The 17,464-nt window shown below is 66.4% G+C and carries 17 protein-coding genes and 1 pseudogene; 3 read left to right on the top strand and 15 right to left on the bottom strand.

What is annotated here, in order from left to right; genetic code table 11:
• Positions 1 to 46: 46 nt before the first annotated feature.
• A complete protein-coding gene (gene ftsY, locus QM619_RS11405; RefSeq protein WP_415108415.1) occupies positions 47 to 1,174 on the bottom strand; it encodes a signal recognition particle-docking protein FtsY in 1,128 nt (375 codons plus the stop codon).
• Positions 1,175 to 1,260: 86 nt separating this feature from the next.
• Between ftsY and QM619_RS11400 the strand changes: the two genes are divergently transcribed.
• The gene (locus tag QM619_RS11400; RefSeq protein WP_415108412.1) at positions 1,261 to 2,370 is read left to right on the top strand and encodes a DNA glycosylase AlkZ-like family protein; all 1,110 of its coding nucleotides are present in this window, start codon (positions 1,261 to 1,263) and stop codon (positions 2,368 to 2,370) included.
• A gap of 100 nt (positions 2,371 to 2,470) precedes the next feature.
• Here QM619_RS11400 and QM619_RS11395 read toward each other — a convergent pair whose 3' ends face one another.
• The 6 genes from QM619_RS11395 to QM619_RS11370 all read right to left on the bottom strand — a co-directional run bounded on the left by QM619_RS11395 (position 2,471) and on the right by QM619_RS11370 (position 9,073).
• Positions 2,471 to 2,722 carry a hypothetical protein gene (locus QM619_RS11395; protein ID WP_415108409.1) on the bottom strand — a complete coding sequence of 84 codons (252 nt, stop codon included), beginning with the start codon at positions 2,720 to 2,722 and terminating at the stop codon, positions 2,471 to 2,473.
• A gap of 929 nt (positions 2,723 to 3,651) precedes the next feature.
• Complete coding sequence (smc, locus tag QM619_RS11390) at positions 3,652 to 7,206, bottom strand: chromosome segregation protein SMC (protein ID WP_415108406.1); 3,555 nt, start codon at positions 7,204 to 7,206, stop codon at positions 3,652 to 3,654.
• 4 nt (positions 7,207 to 7,210) lie between these two features.
• Complete coding sequence (locus tag QM619_RS11385) at positions 7,211 to 7,681, bottom strand: GtrA family protein (protein WP_415108565.1); 471 nt, start codon at positions 7,679 to 7,681, stop codon at positions 7,211 to 7,213.
• A gap of 251 nt (positions 7,682 to 7,932) precedes the next feature.
• Entirely contained in the window at positions 7,933 to 8,196 is a 264-nt protein-coding gene (locus QM619_RS11380; protein ID WP_415108403.1) for a type II toxin-antitoxin system RelE family toxin, read from the bottom strand.
• Positions 8,193 to 8,480, bottom strand: a complete 288-nt coding sequence (locus QM619_RS11375) for a ribbon-helix-helix protein, CopG family (RefSeq protein WP_415108400.1) — start codon at positions 8,478 to 8,480, stop codon at positions 8,193 to 8,195. Before QM619_RS11375 ends, QM619_RS11380 begins: the two co-directional genes overlap by 4 nt.
• A 53-nt stretch (positions 8,481 to 8,533) precedes the next feature.
• Positions 8,534 to 9,073, bottom strand: a complete 540-nt coding sequence (locus QM619_RS11370) for a GNAT family N-acetyltransferase (protein ID WP_415108397.1) — start codon at positions 9,071 to 9,073, stop codon at positions 8,534 to 8,536.
• A 151-nt stretch (positions 9,074 to 9,224) separates the two neighbouring features.
• Between QM619_RS11370 and QM619_RS11365 the strand changes: the two genes are divergently transcribed.
• Positions 9,225 to 9,470 carry a type II toxin-antitoxin system Phd/YefM family antitoxin gene (locus QM619_RS11365; RefSeq protein WP_415108394.1) on the top strand — a complete coding sequence of 82 codons (246 nt, stop codon included), beginning with the start codon at positions 9,225 to 9,227 and terminating at the stop codon, positions 9,468 to 9,470.
• Positions 9,376 to 9,738 (top strand): type II toxin-antitoxin system RelE family toxin, encoded by a 363-nt coding sequence (locus tag QM619_RS11360; protein ID WP_415108562.1) that lies wholly within the window; start codon positions 9,376 to 9,378, stop codon positions 9,736 to 9,738. The genes QM619_RS11365 and QM619_RS11360 overlap by 95 nt, the downstream gene beginning before the upstream one ends.
• Positions 9,739 to 9,804: 66 nt before the next feature.
• On the opposite strand, the pseudogene QM619_RS11355 reads toward QM619_RS11360, so the two are convergent.
• The 8 genes and pseudogenes from QM619_RS11355 to rhuM all read right to left on the bottom strand — a co-directional run.
• Positions 9,805 to 10,113: pseudogene (locus QM619_RS11355) on the bottom strand (DUF86 domain-containing protein); the annotation flags it as partial.
• Positions 10,110 to 10,439, bottom strand: a complete 330-nt coding sequence (locus QM619_RS11350) for a nucleotidyltransferase family protein (protein ID WP_415108392.1) — start codon at positions 10,437 to 10,439, stop codon at positions 10,110 to 10,112. The gene QM619_RS11350 and the pseudogene QM619_RS11355, both read right to left, overlap by 4 nt.
• A 176-nt stretch (positions 10,440 to 10,615) precedes the next feature.
• On the bottom strand, positions 10,616 to 13,828 hold the full coding sequence (locus tag QM619_RS11345) for a type I restriction endonuclease subunit R (RefSeq protein ID WP_415108389.1): 3,213 nt from the start codon (positions 13,826 to 13,828) through the stop codon (positions 10,616 to 10,618).
• Entirely contained in the window at positions 13,825 to 14,226 is a 402-nt protein-coding gene (locus tag QM619_RS11340) for a type II toxin-antitoxin system VapC family toxin (RefSeq protein WP_415108386.1), read from the bottom strand. Before QM619_RS11340 ends, QM619_RS11345 begins: the two co-directional genes overlap by 4 nt.
• Positions 14,223 to 14,477, bottom strand: a complete 255-nt coding sequence (locus tag QM619_RS11335; RefSeq protein WP_415108383.1) for a type II toxin-antitoxin system Phd/YefM family antitoxin — start codon at positions 14,475 to 14,477, stop codon at positions 14,223 to 14,225. Before QM619_RS11335 ends, QM619_RS11340 begins: the two co-directional genes overlap by 4 nt.
• A 125-nt stretch (positions 14,478 to 14,602) precedes the next feature.
• Complete coding sequence (locus QM619_RS11330; protein ID WP_415108380.1) at positions 14,603 to 15,619, bottom strand: Fic family protein; 1,017 nt, start codon at positions 15,617 to 15,619, stop codon at positions 14,603 to 14,605.
• Positions 15,616 to 16,863, bottom strand: coding sequence for a restriction endonuclease subunit S (locus QM619_RS11325; RefSeq protein WP_415108378.1), 1,248 nt, complete (start codon positions 16,861 to 16,863; stop codon positions 15,616 to 15,618). The genes QM619_RS11330 and QM619_RS11325 overlap by 4 nt, the downstream gene beginning before the upstream one ends.
• Positions 16,860 to 17,447, bottom strand: a complete 588-nt coding sequence (gene rhuM, locus QM619_RS11320) for a RhuM family protein (RefSeq protein WP_415108375.1) — start codon at positions 17,445 to 17,447, stop codon at positions 16,860 to 16,862. Before rhuM ends, QM619_RS11325 begins: the two co-directional genes overlap by 4 nt.
• Positions 17,448 to 17,464: the final 17 nt, after the last annotated feature.

The following is a 17,464-nucleotide window of genomic DNA, read 5'->3' as shown; positions in this document are numbered from 1 at the left end:
ACCGAACGCCGTCGCGACCGGCTCGGACGGGTGCCCGTCGCGGCGCTCAGTCGGTGAGCAGAGCGTCCACGAATTGCTCGGCCTCGAACGGGACCAGGTCGTCCACGCCCTCGCCGAGACCGATCAGCTTCACCGGGACGCCGAGCTCGCGCTGGACCTGGACGACGATGCCGCCCTTGGCGGAGCCGTCCAGTTTGCTCAGCACGATGCCGGTGATCTGCACCACCTCGGCGAACACCCGAGCTTGGATCAGCCCGTTCTGTCCGGTGGTGGCATCGAGCAGCAGCAGCACCTCGGTGACCGGGGCCAGCTTCTCGATGACCCGCTTGATCTTGCCGAGTTCGTCCATCAGGCCGGTCTTGGTGTGCAGGCGTCCGGCGGTGTCGACGATCACCACGTCGGCACCCTCGTCGATGCCGCGCTGGACGGCCTGGTAGGCAACAGCTGCCGGATCGCCACCCTCGGGGCCGCGGACGGTGGGGACGCCGACCCGGTCACCCCAGGTCTGCAGCTGCTCCGCGGCGGCGGCCCGGAACGTGTCCGCGGCGCCCAGCACCACCGACTTCTCCTCAGCCACCAGGACCCGGGCCAGTTTGCCGATCGTGGTGGTCTTGCCGGTGCCGTTGACGCCCACCACCAGGACCACGGCCGGCTTGCCGTCGGCGCCGTGCAGGTTGAGCGAGCGGTCCACGCCGGGACCGACCAGGCTGAGCAGTTCGTGCCGCAGCACAGCCCTCGCGTGGGCCGGATCGCTGACCCCGTCGACGGCGAGTTCGCGACGCAGCGCCTCGGTCAGCTCCTGTGTGGGGCCGACGCCGAGGTCGGAGGTGATCAGAGTGGCCTCGAAGTCGTCCCAGACGTCGGCGTCCAGCCGATCGGACGACAGGATCGACAGCAGGCCGCGGGCCAGCGGATTGTTGCTGCCGGCCAGCCGGCGGCGCAGCCTGGCCATCCGGGTGGACGGCGCCTCGGGGCGCTCCAGTGTGGCGGTTCCGGTGGACGTCTCCGGCTCGGCGGCGCCGGCGTCCGGACCGGCGGAGGTCTCGGGCTCGCTGGGCAATACCGGACGCCGAGGCGCCGGCGGCAGCGACCTGCGGCGAGCAATGACAACGATGCCGGCGACCACGACCGCGAGGGCCAGGACGCCGACGATGAGCCAGGAGATCCAATCCACCGGCTCATGCTACGGGTGCCGCGGGGGCGGCGAGCGCCCGGTTCGTCGGTCGAGTCCGCCCGGCGGTCGCGGGATACCGTCGGCGTATGCAACTGGACGGGAGACGCGCGCTGGCCTGGCGGCTCCGCCGGCACGGCCTCGATCCGGCGTCCGGGACGGACGCGACCGACGTCGCCGAGCGCGTCCTGGCGGTGCGCGGCTGGCCCGACCGGACCGCCGACCTGGCGTTCGGGGTCCGGTTGGCCGAGCCCGTTCCAGATGTGGTTCCGCGTGCGGTGGAGGTCGGCGAGTTGATCCGCAGCTACGCGTTCCGAGGCGGGTCGTACGTGTTCGCCCCCGAGATCGGCGCCGTGCTGCTCGCCGTCCGCACCGTCACCGCGATCTGGCGAACCGACCGGTGGCAGCGCCAGGGCGACATCGTCGTGGACGACTGGGAGCCGGTTCGCGACGCGATCCGCACGGCGCTGGCCGACGGTCCGTTGACTCGCGACGAGATCGCCGAACACCTGCGGCGGTCGCCGACGCTGCGGCGGCTGGCCGACGCGGCCGCCACCGGCGCGGGTGCCGACACCCTCTACAAGCCGCTGCACTGGTGGGGCGACATCTGCTTCGGCCCGGCCCGAGGCAGACAGGCCACCTTCCGCTTGCTCCGCGGCGATCCCCACTGGCCGGGGTTGCCGGACGTGGAGGACGCCGGGCGCCGTGCGATCGTCCACTATCTGCATGCCTACGGGCCGGCCACCGAGGCCAATCTTCAGTACTGGCTCAGCGAGGGCCTCGGGGTCCCCACTCGTCGGCTCGCAGGCTGGCTCGCCGAACTGGCGGACGTGGTCACCGCAGTGAGCATGGACGGACTCCCCTGCCTGGCGCTGACCGCAGACCTGGACGAGATGGCCGCCACGGAACCGTCGGACGCGGTCGTCCTGCTGCCCGGATACGACCCGTGGATGCTCGGTCCCGGTACCGCCGACCCCCTCATCGTGACCCCGGCACGGCGAGCGCTGATCACCAATGGGGGCAACGCCATCATCCGCGACGGCCAGGTCTGTGGCACGTGGCGGCCCCACGCACACACCGTCATGGTGTCGTGGTTCGCGGAGGCCGGACCGGCGCCGTCCCACCGGCTCGCGGACGGCGTCCGCCGGCTCGGTGCGGTGGTCTGGAACGAGCTACAACTCGACATCGCGCCGCACTAAGAAGCGCGACCAAGGCGGGTTGAGTCTGCCGAAACACCTTGTCAGCAGCGGGCCGTTCCGGGCTCGACAAGCCCGTCCGGCGAAATCGGTGCTTGTTCTGCTACTTGGCGGACGGCTCGGACTTGGCGGCGCCGTCCGAGCCCTTGCGCATATCGGGGATCTCCTCGAAGAACCCGACCAGTCCCTGCGGAGGTTCGGCGTCGCCGTTGAGGTGCCTGGCCGTCTCGGCCATCACGTTGGCGAGTTCGGGTGCCCGCTCGCGACCGGCGCCCTGGATTCCCATGGCGACCACGGCGACGATGCCGATGGCCACGGCCAGGATCACCACCATCACCAGCAGTGCGACAGCCACGTTTATGAACCTTCCGGACGGGTGGTGCCCAGTATGCCGCATCGTGGCCGGAAGTTCCTGGCGCCGACAGTCAAACGCCGCAGCGTTGGAGCCGCCAACCTCTGCCACCTTGGATGCGACGGCAAGGAGCAGCCGCGGGCGGATGCTTCCACCCCGCCGCCTCCTCTCTTGCCAAGTTCGTTTCCCCACCTATAGCGTGCGCACACCGAGGTCAGGTCGGAAACCCCATATTTCGAGAGTTCATTCGCTCGGATAGGGACGACCTGAACTCTCGGACGATCGATCATCTGCCCACTTTCGCGGCCGCGGCGCTGCCGACGAGTGCGATGACCACGGATATTGCAATGACCGCGGCAACTCCAACCATCGCAAATCGCGAAGCCGGTCCGATCATCTCCCAACACCAGGCCGCCCAGGGCGGCACAGGCTCCCGCGAACCCCGCCACGACGGTTACCCAAGCCCAAGGAAGAATGGCATGATGCCCTGCCTGCCAGGCCTCATCACTGGCCAAAGTTGCCGGAGTTCGGAGGCCAAAACCGCTAAACATACCATCAGGACGCTGGAGGGTCCCATCCCTGACCTTGCGGATAAGAATTAGCATGAGAATGCTCAATACAACCAGGAACCCCGTGATGGCCACACACAGGATCGAGAACTCCGTCACAGACTCGCCCTTTCTCGACATTTAGCCATTCCAGGAATGGCCACACTTTACATCACCCGCCAAGTCCCTCTCGATGTGCGCGCTAGTACGGCAGCCCGACTAGCCGACTGGGTGGTCAACTGGCCGATTGGGTAGTCGGTCACCAGCACGAAAGGTAAACCGAGGTCGACCACGATCCACACCGCCACGGTCCTGCCCCGCGACCAACCGCACCAACCCGAACTCTTCCCGAACCCACGATGGCCGCGCAGCGGCCCCGGCTACTCAGTCGCGGAGCCGCTGGCTGATCACCGCGGAGACACCGTCGGAGCGCATCGTGACGCCGTACAGGGCGTCGGCGATCTCCATGGTGCGTTTCTGGTGGGTGATCACCAGCAGCTGCGAGTTCTCGCGCAGTTCCTCGTAGATCTCCAGCAGCCGGCCGAGGTTGACATCGTCCAGGGCGGCCTCGACCTCGTCGAGGATGTAGAAGGGGCTGGGCCGGGCCTTGAACAGCGCGACCAGGAACGCGACCGCGACCAGCGAGCGTTCACCACCGGAGAGCAGCGACAGCCGCTTCACCTTCTTGCCGGCCGGACGCGCCTCGACGTCCACGCCGGTGGTCAGCCACTCCCCCGGCTCGGTCAGCACCAGGCGTCCCTCGCCACCGGGGAAGAGCCGCGCGAAGGAGTGCTCGAAGGCCTTTTCGACGTCGGCGTAGGCGGCGGCGAACACCTCCTGCACTCGTGCGTCGACCTGCTCGATGATCTCGCTCAGGTCGGCGCGGGTCTTGCGCAGGTCGTCCAGTTGCTCGGCGAGGAAGGCGTGCCGTTCCTGCAGCGCGTCGAACTCCTCCAGGGCCAGCGGGTTCACCTTGCCCAGGACGCCGAGGTTGCGTTCCGCCGTCCGGAGCCGCTTCTCTTGCTCGGCCCGGACGAACGGCACCGGTTCGGGACGCTCGTCCGGCCCGAGCGCGGAACCATCGGCCCTGGTCAGCACGGGGATCAGCTGGTCGGGGCCGTATTCGGCGACCAGCACGTCGGCGTCCAGGCCCAGCTCGACCAGGGCCCGCTCGGCGAGCGCTTCGACCCGCAGCCGCTGCTCGGCCCGGGCCAGCTCGTCGCGATGGACGTGGGCGACCAGGTCCTCGAACTCCTTGGCCAACTCCCGGCCGCGACGCCGCGCCTCGGTGAGCGTGTTCTCGGCGGCCAGCCGGGCGGCCTCCGCCGCGGACCGTTCGGCGGCGGCCAGCTCTTGGGACGCCTCGACCCGGCCGAGCAGCCAGATCGCGGCCTCGCTGACCGCACGCGCGTCGGCAGCCTCGCGGCGCAGCTGTTCGCGACGGGCGGCTGCCCGTGCTCGCGCCTGACGTTCCGCGGCGGCGGCACGGGTCAGCGAGTCGGCACGTCCGGCCAGCGCACGGGCGCGCTCCTCGATGGTGCGCAGCGCCAGCCGGGCCTCCATCTCGGCACCGCGGGCCGCACGCTCCAGCACGCTCAGCCGGTCGCGTTCGGACGGGTCGGCCTCGGTCACCTCGGTCTGCGCCGAGGCCAGTTCGAGGCGCTGCTCCAACGCCGCCAGCGCAGTGCGGTTCTGCTCGCGGGTGGCTTGCGCCGCCGCGATGGACGCCGCCAGCCGCTCGGCCTCCGCCTGCGCGGCACGGGTGGTCTGGCTGAGCGTGGCCAGCTCTTCGGCCAGTGCGGCATGTTCGGCGTCCGATTCGTGCAGCCGGGCCAGCGCCGCCTCGGCCCGCTCGCGCGCCTGGGCCAGCTCGGCCTCGTGCTGGGCGAGCGCGAACCGGGCCCGTTCCAGGTCGGCCTGGACGCCGGCCAGCCGCGACTCGGTCTCGTCGACGGCGGCCTGCACCTCGATCAGCGACGGTTTCGCCGACGATCCGCCGGCGGCGAACCACTGGCTGAGCACGTCGCCGTCGCGGGTCACCGCAGTGACGTCGGGCAGGTCGGCGACCAGTGCGCGGGCGGCCGGCAGATCGTCCACCACGGCGACTTTCAGCAACAGCCGGGCCAGCGCGGGCCTCACCTGGTCGGTGCAGGTCACCGCGTCGATCGCCCAGCGCGCCCCGCCCGGCAACGTCGGCCAGCAGTCGGCGTCCGGATGGGCCGAGCCGCCCAGCAACAGTCCGGCACGGCCCAGATCCTCGGCTTTCAGATGCCCGAACGCGCCCACGGCGGCGTCCAGCCCGGCGACCGCGACGGCGTCCGCGGCCGACCCGAGAGCCGCCGAAATCGCCACTTCACAACCGGGTTCGACCCCGATCAGGGTCGCCACCGAGCCGAGCAGCCCGCCCACCGCGTCGCCGGCGGCGAGCAGGGCCGCGGAGGCGTCCTTGCGTTCCAGGCCCAACGCCAACGCGTCCAGCCGGGCGGCCAGGGTGGCCCGCTCGGTCTGCGCCTTCGCCTCGGCGCGCCGGACGTCGGCCAGCCCGGCCTCGATCCGTTCCACCTCGGCGGCGGCGGATTCGTAGGCGGCGTCCAGGCCGGACTCGCCGTCGCTGACCCCGGCGATCCGGGTCTCCAACGCGGCGAACGAGCGGGTCGCGGCGCTGGCGCGGGCCAGCGCGTCATCGCGGGCGGAGCTGAGCCGTTCGATCTCGGCACCGGCGGCCTCGGTGCGGCTGCGCAACGTGTTGACCTCGCCGGTCAGCCGGGCGAGACCCTCGCGGCGGTCGGCGATCGCCCGCAAGTGCGCGGCGTAGCTGCGCTCCGCCTGCTCATGGGCGGCCTCGGTCTGCTTCAGGGCCGCGGTCGCGTCGGTCAACGCCTGCGCGGCCTGCGCCACCTCGACGTTGAGCGCCTCCTCGGCCTTGCGCATCTCGGCGGCCTCGCGCTCGATCAGCTCCGGATCGCGTCCCGGCCGGTCGCCGTCGCCGGCGTTCTCGGCGTTCCGGACGCGTTCGCCGGCGATCGTCATCGTGGACGCCAGCCGTTCCCGCAGCCCGGCCAGTCCGTACCAGGTCTCCTGGGCAGCGTTGAGCCGGGGCAACGCCTCACGGGCAGCGGCTTCGGCGTCGGTCTCGGCGGCGCGAGCGGCGTCCAGGGCGGCCTCGACCGAAGCGCGACGGGCCTTCAGATCGGCCTCGACGGCCAGGTCCGATTGCAGCGCCAGGGTGGCCATGATGTAGTCGTCGGCGATCAGCCGGGCCTTGGCGTCGCGCAGTTCGGCCTGGATCACCGCGGCCTTGCGGGCCACCTCGGCCTGGCGTCCGAGCGGTTTCAGCTGGCGACGGATCTCGGCCAGCAGATCGGTCAGCCGGTTCAGGTTGGTACCGGTCGCCTCCAGCTTGCGCAGCGCCTTCTCTTTGCGCTTGCGGTGCTTCAGGACGCCGGCCGCCTCTTCGATGAAGCCGCGGCGGATCTCGGGGGTGGCCTGCAGGATCGAATCCAGCTGGCCCTGCCCGACGATGACGTGCATCTCGCGTCCGATGCCGGAATCGGAGAGCAGCTCCTGGACGTCGAGCAGGCGCGCGGTACTGCCGTTGATCCGGTATTCGGAGCCACCGGAGCGGAACATCGTCCGGCTGATCGTCACCTCGGTGTACTCGATCGGCAGCGCACCGTCGGTGTTGTCGATGGTGAGGGTGACCTCGGCCCGGCCCAACGGCGCGCGTCCGGAGGTGCCGGCGAAGATGACGTCCTCCATCTTGCCGCCGCGCAGCGACTTCGCGCCCTGCTCGCCCATCACCCAGCTGAGGGCGTCCACGACGTTCGACTTGCCCGAGCCGTTCGGCCCGACCACGCAGGTGATACCGGGTTCGAAGGCGAGGGTGGTGGTGGACGCGAACGACTTGAAGCCGCGCAGGGTCAGTGACTTCAGATGCATGGGCCTACCGGACGGCGGTGGGGGTCTCGGTCTCGGCGTGCCGCCGGCGGACGTGCCGGAACGTCCACAGCTTGTTGACCAGGAAGTTGATCGGCGTGGTGATCACGATGGTGAGCAGTTGCGCCCAGTACTCGCGGGATTGCAGTCCGGCGTTCTCGTGGAACCACGGCTCGGGCAGATAGAGCGGCGAGGTCGGGTTGGTGAAGCCGATCTTGATGAAGATGCCGACCAGTGCGGCCGCGCTGCCGACCGCCAGGAACGGCAGGAACTCCTTCATCCAGGGGGCCTTCTGCCCGTGCCGGAACGTCCAGTGCCGGTTCAACTGGAAGTTGAACAGGTTCGCCACCAGGAAGCCGACGATCCAGACCAAGATCGTGAAGCGGAAGTTGAACGGCGTGCCGGGAATGCTGAACAGGATGTTCTGGGCGTTGACGGTGCCGCCGTTGGCCTTGTTCATGACGATGGCCACCAGCATGTTGACCACGACCCCGGCGCCGCCCACGGCGCCGAACTTCAGAAACTGCCGGCCGACGTGGGCGTAGCGGCGGAGGAACGAGCCGGCAGATGTCACCAGGGCACCTTATACGGCTTGCCCTCGACGACGGCGCTGGCGCGGCGGGCAGCGGACGAGTCGCGCCGGGATCGCGCAGACGGCGCTACCCGCGTACCGTGCCTGTCCTGCGACACCCAAGGCTCTTGGCGACCGGAGTGCGGGGCGTCGGTCGACTATCCGTAGATCTCGTCGCGCTTGCCCACGTCGAGGGCAAGGATCACCAGTTCGCGATCCCGGATGTCGCAGATCACGCGATAGTCGCCGACCCGATACCTCCATAGGCCGGCCAATCCCGCGGTGAGGCCTTTGCCCCTGCTGCGCGGGTCGTCCAGCGCCGCCACCACGCGGAGCGCGTCGCGAATGCGTCGTGCGACCTGCGGATCGGCCTTGCGAAGCCACTTCGCCGCCTCGGGCGACAGAGCCACCTGCCAACTCACTCGATGTCATCCACGATGCGCGGGTCGATAACGACTCCGTCCAGGCCCAGTTCACGCTCGACTTCGTCGAGGGGTACGGCCTGCACCCGGCCCGCACGCAGATCTGCCGCACGAGCGGCGATTCGCTGCTCCCACTCCAGCCTCGCCAAGTCGCGCTCAAGCACCTCGCGGACGACGTCGCCCTGGCTACGCCGGGTGGCGCGTGCCAGTGCTTCGATGCGCCTGCGAAGATCCTCCGGAAGGCGGACCGAGATGGGTCGTCCAAGCGGTGCCGTGGAGCTCATGTATGCATTGTAGACAATGCATACATGCGGGCGATTCAGGCGACCTTCTCAAGTCACGCTCGACGTGGGCTGGGTCGGACGCCGGTCGCCTGGTATTCACGCTGGAGCAGACCGTAGATCGCACTGTCATGGAAGACGCCGTCTTCTTCCCACGAGCACGCTCGCCTCGTGCCTTCGCGGACGAATCCGACGCGCTCGACAAGCCGGACCGACGGATGGTTGTCGGCGATGATCAGCGCCTCGATGCGATTGAGGTTCATCGTGGTGAATGCGAACTCCAGGATGCCGCGGACCGCCTCGGTGGCGAGCCCTTGGCCCCAGTGATCGCGGTGCACGTTGTAGCCGATCTCGGCTCGGCGGTGGTACCGATCCCAACCGCCAAGCCCGAACAGGCCGATCGCGCGGGGGTCGTCGGGCACCGCCAAAGCCCAGTAGACGCCCTCGCCGGCAGCGAATTCCGCCCGCACCCGCTCGATCAACGCCATAGCCTCGGCGGGCTCCCGCAACGGCGCATCGTTGTAGCGCTGCGCATCGTCGTCGCTGCGGAACACGAAGAGGTCTCCCGCGTCCGCCGAGTCGAGTTCGCGAAGCACCTAGTGAACCCTGATTTCGACGGACAGTTCGTTAGCCCAAGCCGGCCGCGACCCAGGACGGACCTGCGGCGTGACGGCCGGCTGGCGACGGCATGGGCCGCCGGGCAGTGCCGAAACGTACCTTTTAGTCTCATTCTTGTACAATCGAGCGATGTCGACCATCACCGTTTCCGAGGTACGTAAGAGCTTTGCCGCCGTCATCGAGACCGCCCAGCGCGAGGCCGTGATCGTCGAGCGCCGCGGCGAGCCCCAGGCCGTGATCCTCTCCCCCGCGGAGTACGGACGGCTCCGAGAGGCCGCCGATGAGGTCGAGGACGTCGCCGCGTTCGACGCCGCGATGGCCGAGGAGGGCCCGAACATCCCCTGGGCGCAGGTCAAAGCTGACCTGGGTTGGTGAACCCAGGAGCATGGTCTACGAGATCGAGGTGCGCTCCGCCGCCCTGCGGGCGTTGAAGAGGATCGACCGCCAGGACCATGCCCGGATCCGGGGAGCGATCGCCTTGCTCACAGTCGGCCCTCGGCCACCGGGAGCGAAAGCCCTGCGCAGGCGTGACGCCCTGCGGATCCGCGTCGACGACTACCGGATCATCTACACCGTCGAAGACGGCAGGTTGCTCGTCGTGGTCGTCACCCTTGGTCATCGCCCCGATGTGTACGACCGATGACGACTCGCCCACATTAGTTAGGGGGTGCCGCCCCGAATCTCCCCCAGCACGTTGGCGCAGCGCCTCCGCGAGTGGCGGTAGATGCGTTTCGACGACGTCACGGACGATGTTGGAATCGACTCCGAAGTACTGGTGGACCAGGATGTTTCGGAAGCCTCGGATCTGCGGCCACGGGATCTCCGGACACGCTTCGGTGAGCTCCGCCGGCAAATAGTTCGCTGCCTCGCCGATGACCTGGAGATTCCGCTCAATAGCGTCCTCAGCCATATCGACGAGATTTGCTTCGCCATCGTCGCTGAGCGCGCCAACATACCTCTGGCATCGCTCGATCGCCTGCAGGATGTCGGCGATCCTCCTGTCGGTGCTGCGGATCACAGTGCGACCGCGTCCTCGATCGCCGACTGCGAGATAGGCTGTTTGAGCAGCTGCACCGGAAACACGTCGATGTCGTCGCGGCCGAACAACTCTCTGGTCTCTTCCATGAGTCCCGATGCCCGCATCAGCAGATTCCCGTCCGCGGGATCCATCTCGACGAGGATGTCGATGTCACTGCCCTCATGCGCGGCACCACGGGCGACCGAGCCGAACAGCTTCGGCTTCGTCGCCGAGTACTTGGCCAGGAGCGCGTGGAACTCGTCGTGGTGCGCGTCAATAAGCCCGCGCAGAGCGAGCGTCTCAGGCGTCACGGCGTTGCTCGACATGCGCCCAGAGTACCGACGGGCCGCCGCGAGCCCCACAACGACGTGGCTGCGACCACCGACATTCCTGTCGGGGTGGTGCGAGAGACGGAAGACGAGAGCCCAGCATCAGTCAGCTGCTCCGACCGACATGCGGCCTCCGCCGTCGTATCGGGGACATACTCGGCAACGACGGTGCTCTAGCCAGCTCCTGCCGCACCGAGTCCGAAGAACCGGTCGAAAAACGCGCCGAGCTTCTGGATCACGCGCTGCTTCTTCTCGCCGTGGCTTCCGCCGGCCGCGAAGCGGGAGGTGGGCGGGAGTACTTTCGTGATCGCAGTTCCGGTGGCACGGAGTGCGCCGTCTCGGAACGCGGTCTCGACGAACGCGCGGGTCTCCTCGGCGCGAAGGTTCTCCTCCTCGATGATCGCCGTCAGCTCCGCTTCTCGTTTGGCTGCGATGAACGCCTGCCATTCCTCGTCGATCGCACCGTCGACCGAAACAGAATCCACGAACGCTTCGATGAGGTCCTTCTTGTTGCGCAGGGTCGGGCTCGCGTCGACGGCGCGGCTGATCTCGGAGCGGATCTCCTTGTCCTGGCCGTCGCCGAACTGCTCCCGGTACTTGGCGACGAGCATCAGGATGTAGTCGACGTTGATCTCGACCTGCTTGATGAGTTCGATCTCGAAGACCACGTCGTCGTTGATGAACTCCTTCTCGGCGGTTCTGTCCTTGCGGAACTCCGCGTACAGGTCGAGGTAGACGCTGCGGTAGTCCTGCCCCTGGCGTTCGGTGAGGATCTCGTTGCCGGCGAAGTCGTCGAAGGAGGTGAGGATGTTCTCCAGCCGCAGGATCGCGCCGAACAGCTGGATGAACTCCTTCTGCGCGCGCTCCCCGATGATCGGCTGCCCGAGCGGGAACCTGCTCAGCAACTCCTGTACCTTCTCGGCGTACTCGCCGTAGTAGTCGCCGTAGGGTTTCAGTAGGACGACGCCGCGGGCGTCCTTGTTGCCGAAGAGTTCCAGCGCGGCGTTGGTCTCGTCCTCGAGGTCGCGGAACGCGACGATGTTGCCGTAGGTCTTCACGGAGTTGAGGATGCGGTTCGTCCGCGAGTAGGCCTGAATCAGGCCGTGGGCGCGCAGGTTCTTGTCAACGAACAGGGTGTTCAGCGTGGTGGCGTCGAAGCCGGTGAGAAACATGTTGACCACGATCACCAGGTCGAGTTCGCGGTTCTTCAGTCGCTGCGAGAGATCTTTGTAGTAGTTCTGGAACCGTTCCGCGCTGGTGTCGTAGCTCGTGCCGAACAGGTCGTTGTAGTCCTGGATCGCATCCTCCAGGAAGCCGCGAGCATCTATCGACAGGGCGTCGGTGTCGAAGGCCTCGTCGTCGAGGATGCCGTCATCGGTGGCGTCGTTCGCGCCGTAGGAGTAGATGAGACCGATCTTCAGCCGCTTGTCCGGTGGCAGTTCGCGCTGCTGGACGTGGAAGTGGTTGTAGTACCGGCGCGCGGCATCGATCGAGGCGGTCGCGAAGATCGCGTTGAACCCGCGCACCCGCTTGCGCTGGCGCACGGCCTCCTGGCGTCGCGTGCGCGCAGCCTCGGCGACGTTGGTGACGACGGAGTGCTCGTAGCTGGAGGCCCGCTTGGTCTTCTGGTCGAAGTGCTCCAGCGTGTACTTGACGATCTCGCCGATCCGCTTCGGGTCCAGGAGAGCTTTCTCCGCGTCGATCGCGGAGACCTGCTTGTCGGTGACGGTGCCGACTTTGACGGTGTTCACGTAGTCGATGCGGAAGGGCAGCACGTTCTTGTCGGTGATCGCGTCCACGATCGTGTAGGTGTGCAGCTTCTCTCCGAACGCCTGCTCGGTGGTCTTGAACTGCGGGTTGCCACCGCTGCCGCTGTTGGCGGCGAAGATCGGCGTCCCGGTGAAGCCGAACAGGTTGTACCGCTTGAACGAGCGGGTGATGTCGGTGTGCATGTCACCGAACTGCGAGCGGTGACACTCGTCGAAGATGATCACCACATGATGGTCGTAGACCATATGCCCTTTGTTCGCCTTGATGAACATCGATAGCTTCTGGATCGTGGTGATGATGATCCGCGCGGCGGGGTCTTCCAGCTGACGCTTCAGCACAGCCGTGGAGGTGTTGGAGTTGGCCGCGCCCTTCTGGAAGCGGTCGTACTCGCGCATCGTCTGGTAGTCGAGATCCTTGCGGTCCACGACGAACAGCACCTTGTCCACACTCGGCAACGCCGACGCAAGCTGTGCGGTCTTGAAGCTGGTGAGGGTCTTGCCCGAACCGGTGGTATGCCACACGTAGCCGCCGGCGGCGATCGTACCGAGACGCTTGTAGTTGGTGGCGATCTCGATGCGCTGCAGAATCCGCTCCGTCGCCACGATCTGGTACGGCCGCATCACCAGCAGCATCCGGTCGGCGGTGAGCACGCAATAGCGGGTCAGGATGTTCAGCAGCGCATGCTTGGCGAAGAACGTCCTCGCGAACGAGGTCAGGTCTTGGATCGGCCTGTTCTGCGCGTCCGCCCACCACGACGTGAACTCGAAGCTGTTCGACGTCTTGCGGTTGCGACCACTGGCTGAGCGTGCCGACACCTGACCTTCCTTGAGGTGCTGGCTGCGGGTCGTGTTCGAGTAGTACTTCGTCAGCGTGCCGTTGCTGATGACGAACAGCTGCACGTACTCGAACAGACCGGAGCCCGCCCAGAAGCTGTCGCGCTGGTAGCGGTCGATCTGGTTGAACGCCTCACGGATGTCCACACCGCGCCGCTTGAGTTCGATGTGCACCATCGGCAGACCGTTCACCAGCACCGTCACGTCGTAGCGGTTCCCGTAGCGCCCGCTCGCACTGCCCTCGTCGGCCGGGTCGGCTCGGTCGACCTCATGTTCCTCGCTACGCTCGTCGACACCTGCCTCGGCCTCAGCAGTTCGGACTCCGTCCGACTGCACTCGGCCTTCGTTGGTGTACTGGTTGATCACCTGCAGCCGGTTGTTGTGGATGTTCTGCTTGTCCAGCAGTGTGATGTTCTTCGTCGAACCGTCGTCGCGCTTGAGAAGCTGAACGTGATCCTCTTGGATGCGTACGGTCTTCTCGGCGATGCCGTCGTTCTTGCCGGCAATCGTGTTCTCGAAGAAGTCCCGCCACTCCGAGTCGGAGAAGGTGATCTGGTTCAGCGCTTCCAGCTGGTTGCGGAGGTTCGCGACCAGCTGCTCCTCGGACGTGATCGGCAGGTACTCGTACGCCTGCGACTGCAGTAGTCGGATGAACTCCCGCTCCAGCCCGGCCTCCGACTGGTAGGCGGCCTCTGCCACCGCCTCGGGGACGTACTCGGCCACGACGGTGCTTTCCGCGGACACCGCGATCGGGTCGTAGCGACGGGCAGGTACGTCGGTCACGACGTTCCAGCAACCGGGTCGATGACTCGCAGCCCCAGCAGTTCTGCGAGGCGACGCATGTTCATGTCGTGGGTGGCGAGTTCGAGGTCTCCTCCCATGGCCAGCGCGCTGGCGAGATGGATGGCGTCGAGTGTCTTGGTGTGTTCGGTGATCGCCTCGGCGGCGGCCAGGATCGACTCGGTGATCGGGATCAGGGCGACGTAGTCGAGAACCGCGCCCCGCTCGGCGACGGGGATCCCCTCCCGGCGGAGCGTGCGAGTGAGTTCGGTCTGCAGTAGTCGCGAGGACATCAGTTCCGCACCGTCGTCACCCGTGACACCGGCTAGCCACTCCCGTGCGTGACCACCGGCGAGGATCGCGTGCGCCGCCACCGAACTGTCGAGGTAGTAGCGATTCACCGATCCTCTTTCATCTCGGCCAGCAACGCTTCGACTTCGTCGTGGGTTCGCCGTGGGGGACCAAGCAGCTCATCGAGGTTGGCCCGCCCCCGCTTACGCGCGGGGATGAGGGCGACGCCCGGCGCGTCCAGCGGGACGATCTTGGCGATGGGGTGACGGTGACGGGTGATGATGACAGTCTCGCCGGCCTCGGCGCGCGCCAGCGCTTCAGTGGGGTTCTGTCGCAGTTCGGCGACCGAAATGGCGTTCATGGCCCAAGAGTAGATGAGAGATCTACCTGATGCTACGGCAGCGTCGAGAGGCACCCTCGCACATCAGCCAGCCGGTCACAGACTCAGCCCGTGAGCGGCAGTCGCTTGCATCTCCTGCTCGACAGTCATTGCTCTCCTGCTCGATCTGCATCGATCACCTCCCAGTGGCCCGTCTTCGCCGGGCCGACGTGCCGGACGCGGCCTGCGTCGCGAAGCTGGTTGCGGTGACGCTGCACCGTGCGCGTGCTCACACCCAGGTGCCGGCCGATCCGCTCCGCGCTCCACTGCGGGTGCTGGCGCAGCACCGCGAGCAGACGCTGGTTTAGGTCGTCACTTGCCTCGTCATTTACCTCGTCAGGCGACGTGCTTCGTTGGACCTGGCGCTCGTACTCGGTGAGCGTCTGCGTGATGATGGCGAGCATGTAGTCGATGAACGGCGCAGCGTCGATCTCGGGCTCGTGGGACGCCTGGAGGGCCAGGTAGTACCCGGCTTGGTTGTCGCGGATCAGCGATTCGACCGGCACCGACGCGAACAGCGGTCGCCATCTGCTGAGGATCAGCGTCTGCCAGAGTCGACCGATGCGTCCGTTGCCGTCACGGAAGGGATGGATGTGCTCGATCAGGTAGTGGACGGCGCTGGACACCACGAGCGGGTGATGGTTCGACGTCCGGCCCCAATCCAACAGCTCCGCCACCAGGCGGGGCACCTTCGCTGGGCGCGAGCCGCTGTGCAGCACCTCACCCTTCGGGTTCACAATGTCCACACCAACTGTGCGGAAGGCTCCGGACTCGGTTACGAGCCCACCGGTGAGGATGGCGTGCGCGCGCAGCAGGTCGGGCACGCTCCACGGATCCAGGTCGTCGAGGGCGGCGTACGCCGCGAGCGCGTTCTGGTTCTCCAGCACCTCACGCGGCGCCGCGAAGACAGGTTCACCTTTCGCGATCGCCTCCACCTGCGCGAGCGACAGCGTGTTGCCTTCGATCGCCGTCGAACTGCTCACCGCCAGCACCCGGTTGCGCCGCCGCAGTTCCAACACACCCGCAGAGAGCTGCTCCAAGACGCCGATGCGCCCGACCAGTTCGACGATCGCGTCGATCTGCTCGCGCCACTGCGGGTTCGGGATGAAGAAGGCAGGGATCATGCCGCCTCGCGGAAAGTCAGCAGCTTGTCGCGGTAGTACTCGTACTGCTTTCGGCGCGCGTTGAGTTCGGCAGGAAGACCCACACTCAGGTCGTTGACGAGGGCGTCGAACTTGTCGAGGATCGCGACGATCCGACGCTGTTCTTCCAGCGGCGGGACGGGGACGACGATCCGCTTCAGCCCGTTGAGCAACAACGTCTTCACCTTCGTTCGCGCGATGTGCTTTCCTTTCTCTCTGGTGAATGCACTTGTCTGCATTACATACGCAAGGTAAGTAGCGTCAACATCAGACCGGATCACATAGCAGTGGTCGTGGATGGCTACGTCCTCCTCACCAAGCCACGCAACAGCCTTACCGACGTCAACCACCGTCTCGCCAACGTCGGTCAGCACAACGTCGCCTTTCGTTGCGTACCGCAGCGAAGGGCCCATCTCACTGCGCACCCTCGATTTCACGCGAGACGCCGATACGCCATATTCTGTATAAATCTCCCCATAGTGGATGACGCCGATGCCACCCTCGACGACGTAATCATCCTTCGTGAATCTCTTGCCCCGGAAGATCGTTCCGACCTCACCAATCGGAATCCACCGGACCCCTCCTGTCTCGCGGAAGGACAACAGTTGGTCTCGGTAGTAGAAATACTGCTGGCGTCGCGCCTCCAGCTCCGCCTTCAACTCCGCCGCCAGCTCCGTCTCCAACTGAGTGAACTGATCCAGCACTCTCACGATTTCTCGCTGCACCTCGAGCGGCGGCACGGGGATTCGGAAATTGAAGAGCTTGGAGGTCTCGATAGAAGCAACGGATCCGCCGGTCTTTCTAGCGACTCGCAGAATATCCTGTCCACGCGAGTTCAGCAGATGCGCTAGATAACCAGGGAGGACTCCGCCAAATGGCACAATAGCCTTCATGTCCTGATTTAAAGCGACAGCAACGGGCACGAGCGCAGTGGGGAAAGTGTGGTCAAGAATACTCGACCTAACGACCATCGCAACTGACCCTGGCGGCACTAGCTTCGTCGCCGATCCATGCACTGCAGCTTCAGTGATGGAATCGATAGCTGAATCAACAACCCGCCTCCCCATGTCCTTCGGAGACACCCACGGAATTGTTCCATTCTCCCAATACTCGACCTTGCCTTTAGATGGCGTCCCCCCTCCGTACCACCGTCCAACGGAGGCCAATGTTCTGAAATCGACACCATTCGGGCACAACTCGGCGGTCAGTTCGTCGATGCGACTCATTGCGCCGTCTCCTTGTCACTCACGTCCGAAGCTTCGAGGAAGCGGTCGAAGTCACTACTGAACAGCCGATCTTGGACGGTCCGGTGCCGCTCGAATTCTGTTTCGGCGTGCAGCTTTGCCTGCTCCGCTGAGACTCTGCCGGGGCCGACCAGGATCTCGGTGCCATTGAACTCGAGGAAGCCGTCGAGCCGGGCGGCCAAGTCCTGAATCGACATGGGGACCTTGCGCATCGCCTGGAACTCTGCGAAGTCGAGGTACATCGAGACGAGGCGGTTCAAGAACTGGCTGCAGTGCTGCGTGTTGTAGTTCTTCCCGTCGGCGGCAGTTATCAAGTATCGCTTGATAACTGACTCCGGCTGCAGCTCGCCACTCTCGAACAGCGTCTGGAGGTGCTTACTTACCATCTGGACCGAGACTCCATACAGCTCAGCCATCAGCTTCTGAGTCAGCCAGATGTTCTCGTCCTCGTAGCGCAGCTCGACCGCACCACCGCCGTCGCCCGTGGCGGCAACGAAGGTCAGGTACTCCGCCGCCGACGATCGAACGAGCGCCCGGCGCTCGTCCGACTGTTCGCCCTCACTCATAGCCGCACCCTACTCAC

Source organism: Micropruina sp. (assembly GCF_047606665.1).
GTDB lineage: Bacteria > Actinomycetota > Actinomycetes > Propionibacteriales > Propionibacteriaceae > Micropruina.
The sequence above is the reverse complement of the archived record's forward strand: the minus strand, read 5'-3'. Positions and strand labels throughout refer to the sequence as shown.

What these genes read in the sequence shown, in the direction of transcription:
- QM619_RS11360 (WP_415108562.1), top strand. Translation starts at nt 9,376, where the DNA reads ATGAGGTCGAGGACGTCGCCGCGTTCGACGCCGCGATGGCCGAGGAGG.
- QM619_RS11375 (WP_415108400.1), bottom strand. Translation starts at nt 8,480, where the DNA reads ATGAGCTCCACGGCACCGCTTGGACGACCCATCTCGGTCCGCCTTCCG.
- QM619_RS11335 (WP_415108383.1), bottom strand. Translation starts at nt 14,477, where the DNA reads ATGAACGCCATTTCGGTCGCCGAACTGCGACAGAACCCCACTGAAGCG.
- QM619_RS11330 (WP_415108380.1), bottom strand. Translation starts at nt 15,619, where the DNA reads ATGATCCCTGCCTTCTTCATCCCGAACCCGCAGTGGCGCGAGCAGATC.
- QM619_RS11365 (WP_415108394.1), top strand. Translation starts at nt 9,225, where the DNA reads ATGTCGACCATCACCGTTTCCGAGGTACGTAAGAGCTTTGCCGCCGTC.
- smc (WP_415108406.1), bottom strand. Translation starts at nt 7,206, where the DNA reads ATGCATCTGAAGTCACTGACCCTGCGCGGCTTCAAGTCGTTCGCGTCC.
- QM619_RS11385 (WP_415108565.1), bottom strand. Translation starts at nt 7,681, where the DNA reads ATGCTGGTGGCCATCGTCATGAACAAGGCCAACGGCGGCACCGTCAAC.
- rhuM (WP_415108375.1), bottom strand. Translation starts at nt 17,447, where the DNA reads ATGAGTGAGGGCGAACAGTCGGACGAGCGCCGGGCGCTCGTTCGATCG.
- QM619_RS11350 (WP_415108392.1), bottom strand. Translation starts at nt 10,439, where the DNA reads ATGTCGAGCAACGCCGTGACGCCTGAGACGCTCGCTCTGCGCGGGCTT.
- QM619_RS11400 (WP_415108412.1), top strand. Translation starts at nt 1,261, where the DNA reads ATGCAACTGGACGGGAGACGCGCGCTGGCCTGGCGGCTCCGCCGGCAC.
- QM619_RS11325 (WP_415108378.1), bottom strand. Translation starts at nt 16,863, where the DNA reads ATGAGTCGCATCGACGAACTGACCGCCGAGTTGTGCCCGAATGGTGTC.